The 3,893-nt window shown below is 71.7% G+C and carries 4 protein-coding genes and 2 pseudogenes; all 6 read left to right on the forward strand.

Annotation, left to right across the window (positions count from 1 at the left end):
• Nucleotides 1-1,049 (forward strand): annotated as a pseudogene (locus SACSA_RS26230) (nitrate- and nitrite sensing domain-containing protein); the annotation flags it as partial.
• Between the two features lie 3 nt (nucleotides 1,050-1,052).
• Entirely contained in the window at nucleotides 1,053-1,511 is a 459-nt protein-coding gene (locus tag SACSA_RS0114760) for a roadblock/LC7 domain-containing protein (protein ID WP_019816666.1), read from the forward strand.
• Between the two features lie 101 nt (nucleotides 1,512-1,612).
• Nucleotides 1,613-2,554, forward strand: coding sequence for a DUF742 domain-containing protein (locus tag SACSA_RS0114765; protein WP_019816667.1), 942 nt, complete (start codon nucleotides 1,613-1,615; stop codon nucleotides 2,552-2,554).
• Nucleotides 2,535-3,140, forward strand: a complete 606-nt coding sequence (locus SACSA_RS0114770) for a GTP-binding protein (protein ID WP_028661895.1) — start codon at nucleotides 2,535-2,537, stop codon at nucleotides 3,138-3,140. The genes SACSA_RS0114765 and SACSA_RS0114770 overlap by 20 nt, the downstream gene beginning before the upstream one ends.
• 142 nt (nucleotides 3,141-3,282) lie before the next feature.
• Complete coding sequence (locus tag SACSA_RS0114775) at nucleotides 3,283-3,702, forward strand: roadblock/LC7 domain-containing protein (RefSeq protein WP_019816669.1); 420 nt, start codon at nucleotides 3,283-3,285, stop codon at nucleotides 3,700-3,702.
• Nucleotides 3,695-3,893: pseudogene (locus tag SACSA_RS26870) on the forward strand (DUF742 domain-containing protein); the annotation flags it as partial. The gene SACSA_RS0114775 and the pseudogene SACSA_RS26870, both read left to right, overlap by 8 nt.

Here is a 3,893-nt window from a genome sequence, read left to right on the forward strand (position 1 = left end):
AGCACGGTGGCGGGCGCAATGGCCGTTCCCCGGCCGGGCCGCCGAGCGCGCCGGAGCCACCCACGCCGGGAGAGGGCGACGAGGACGGCCTGCGCCCGCTCGACCAGCCCATCAGCCTCGACGACCTGGTCGGAGGCGCCAACCGCGCCGCGGGACCGTTCGTCAGTCCCGCCACCGACGATCCGGAACCCGATCCCGCGACCGAACTCGTGCGGCCGGTCGGGGCGGGGCCGCGGCCCGATCCCGCGGAGCCCCAGTGGCCTGTCGAGTCGCCCGACGGCGACATGGACGGAGGTGCCGACGGCATCCCGGCGCTGCCGAGGCGCGAGCCGCGTTCGGTCCCGGGCGCCTCGGAGGAGGAGCCCGAGGCCACCTCGTCCGGCGATGGCGGGAGCGCGCTGGAGGACGATGTACCCACCAGGAGATTGCCGATCTACCAGTCCGTGCTCTCGCGCTGGTTCAGCGAAGAGGCCGCGTTCGAGCCGGAGCACGACGACACCGGTGCCGACGCCGCACCCGCCGACGCCGGAACCGCGACAGGGCAGGATTCCGGCGCCGCCGCGCGGGGAGCGGACGGCGTCGACGGCGACGCGACGGGCACGGCGATGAGCGACTACGACAACACCCCCGGCCACGACGAGGCCGGTGGCGCCGCCGAGAGGGAGTGGCGCAGCGTCTCGGACACCGGCTGGGAGGCGGCCCACGCCCTGCTTGAGGACAAGAACGAGGAGATCACCTCGGCGGGTCTGCCCAAGCGAGTGCCGAACGCCTACCTGGTGCCGGGTTCGGTGGGTGGTCCCGGCGCCGCCGCGAGTCCGGCTCCGACCCCGAATCCCGGGCCGAGCCGGGGTGCCGGGTTCACCGACACCACCGCGGGCGAGCCGGGACAGGGCGCGATCGCCCGGTCGGCCGAAGCGGCGCGCAACAGAATGAAGAGCTTCCAACGCGGCTACCAGAGCGGTCGGCACGCGCTCGGGGAGCCGCAGACCCGAAGCGAGCAGTTCGACGATACGGGGGCGACCCCCCGTTCCAACGGGGCGAAGGAGTAAGAGTTGACACGGGCGGGTTCAGCGCAGCCGGGTGCGCCGAAACAGGGCAACTCCGCGCAGCAGGGCAGCTTCGCGTGGCTCATCACGGACTTCGTGCACCGGGTCCCCGGCGCGGCGCACGCGGTCGTGGTCTCGGCGGACGGGCTGCTGCTCGCGGCCTCACGCGGGCTGCCGAAGGACAGGGCCGACCAGCTCGCGGCGGTGGCGTCCGGGCTGACGAGCCTCGCCCGCGGCGCGGCGCAGGTGTTCGAGGGCGGAACGGTGGCGCAGACCGTGGTCGAGATGGCCAACGGTTTCCTGTTCCTCATGTCGGTCTCCGACGGCTCGTGCCTCGCGGTGCTCGGTTCGCCGGACAGCGACATCGGGCTGGTCGTGTACGAGATGACGTTGCTGGTCGACCGGGTGGGCCAGCAGATGACGCCGGAACTGCGGGCGCAGTTGCAGGGCAGCACCCGGGGCTGACCCGGCCGGACGACGCGGGACCGTCCCGGCACCCCGGGAACGACCGCGGTCCGCTTCGGCGACCTATCGCACATCGGTGAGAACACACTGAGGAGACCGCCGTGAATTCCGGGCACGCACGAGGTGATCGACGGCTCGACCAGGGCCGCGCGGCCGGGCGCCGATCGGGCGGGGCGGACGGCGAGCCCTACGACAGGGCGGACCGGGGCTGGCGTGGTGGTTGGGCCGACGCCCGGCCCTCCGAGTTGGACACGGGGGAGTGGTTGCGATCCGGGGGGCTCGACTCGCCGGGGCCCTCGGACTCCGACCTCGGCGACCACGGTCAGACGCTGTTCAGCGGCCCGGGCGCGGAGCTGTACGGCATGGGCGGTGGTGGCGTGCGGCGGCCCGGGGAGCAGTTGGAGGGGTACCCGGCCTCCGGCCGTGGCCGGTTCGACGGAGGGCCGTCCTCGCACGACTATGGTCCGCCGTCCCGCGACTACGGCCCTCCGTCGTGGGACTACGGTCCGCCGTCCCGGGACTACGGCCCACCCTCGCGGGAGTACGGGCCGCCGTCGCGGGACTACGGGCCGCCCTCCGGTGACCTCGGACCTCCTTCATGGGATCATGGTTCACCCTCGCGGGACTACGGTCCGCCGTCCGGCGAGTTCGCCCCGGCCGCGGCGCCGGGGCGGCCCGGTGACGACGAGCCGGTCGAGGACGAGGGTTCCGGATTGGTTCGGCCGTACTTCCGCACGCGCGGTAGGACCAAACCGGATTACGACCTGGCGATCGAGGCACTGATCTCCACCAGTGAGCGGGGCAGGCGGCTTGAACGGGTGCGGGTGCCGGAACACCGGTCCATCTGCGGGCTGTGCCTGGACACCCGGTCCGTCGCCGAGGTCGCCGCCCTGTTGGGGATGCCCCTCGGTGTCGTGCGGGTTCTCGTTGGTGATGTTGCCGGTCTCGGGCTGGTGCTCGTGCACTCCGCGTCCTCCATGGTGGGAGACCGGCCCAGTATCGAGTTCATGGAAAGGGTGCTCAGTGGGCTTCGGAGAATTTGACCCGCCCGCCACTGGCGCGGGGGCCGGCCCGACCCAGTCGGCGAAGATCGTCGTCGCCGGAGGGTTCGGAGTGGGCAAGACGACGCTCGTCGGAGCCGTGTCCGAAATCGATCCGTTGACGACGGAAGCGTCGATGACGGAGGCCAGCGTCTCCGTCGACGACCTGTCGCAGACGCCGAACAAGATGACCACCACGGTGGCGATGGACTTCGGCAGGATCACGCTGGACTCGGATCTGATCCTCTATCTCTTCGGCACGCCGGGTCAGCACCGCTTCTGGTTCATGTGGGACGACCTCGCCCACGGGGCGATCGGGGCCGTGGTGCTCGTCGACACCCGGCGGCTCGCCGACGCCTTCCCGTCGATCGACTTCTTCGAGAACCGCAAGCTGCCCTACATCGTGGCGATCAACTGCTTCGACCGGCTGCTGCACCACCAGATCGAGGACGTGCGGCACGCACTGACGATCTCGCCGTCGGTGCCGATCATGGCCTGCGACGCCCGGGACCGGGAGGCCACCAAGCAGGTCCTCATCTCGATCGTACGACACGCCATCGCCCACGACTCGGCCCTCCACGCGGGGTGAGTCCGGTCACGTATTCTCTCGGCGCCAGGTGACCGCCACCGTCCGGCCGCGTGGTCTTCGCCGGACGGCGTGATCGCCGTATCGATGGGTTTGACCGGGCTAATAGTCTTGCCGCGGCAGGTTCGGCAGGTGAGGAGGCACAGTGACGACTTCGGCCCAGCGGGGTGATTTCGGCTGGCTGATCACCGACTTCGTGCGCCGGGTCCCCGGTGCCGCCCACGCCGTGGTCGTCTCCGCGGACGGACTGCTGCTGTCGAGTTCGCAGGGCCTGCCGCAGGACCGCGCCGAGCAGCTCTCCGCCGTGGCGTCCGGCCTGGTGTCGCTGACCCACGGTGCCGCGCGGTGCTTCGAGGGCGGCGAGGTCACCCAGACCGTCGTCGAGATGGAGAAGGGTTACCTGTTCCTGATGTCCATCAGCGACGGCTCGTGCCTGGCCGTGCTGGCCGCGCCGACCGCCGACATCGGCACCGTGGCCTACGAGATGACGCTGCTGGTCGACCGGGTCGGCCAGCAGCTCACTCCGGAACTCCGCGCGCGGCTCCAGGGCGGCGCGCGTGACTGAGGCGGACGAATGGGAGACGCTGAACGCCGGAACCGGTAGGGAGGAGTTCGACCACCCGCACCGGTTCGACCTCAGCAGCGTGTCGCAGGTGACCGAACTGGCGCGGCGGGTGCGACCCGCACCGCCGCCCACGCGGTCCCAGGAGGGCGCGGGTGGACAGCCCCGGCCCACGCCGCCGCCACCGCACCAGT

Source organism: Saccharomonospora saliphila YIM 90502 (assembly GCF_000383795.1).
Classification (GTDB): Bacteria; Actinomycetota; Actinomycetes; order Mycobacteriales; family Pseudonocardiaceae; genus Saccharomonospora; species Saccharomonospora saliphila.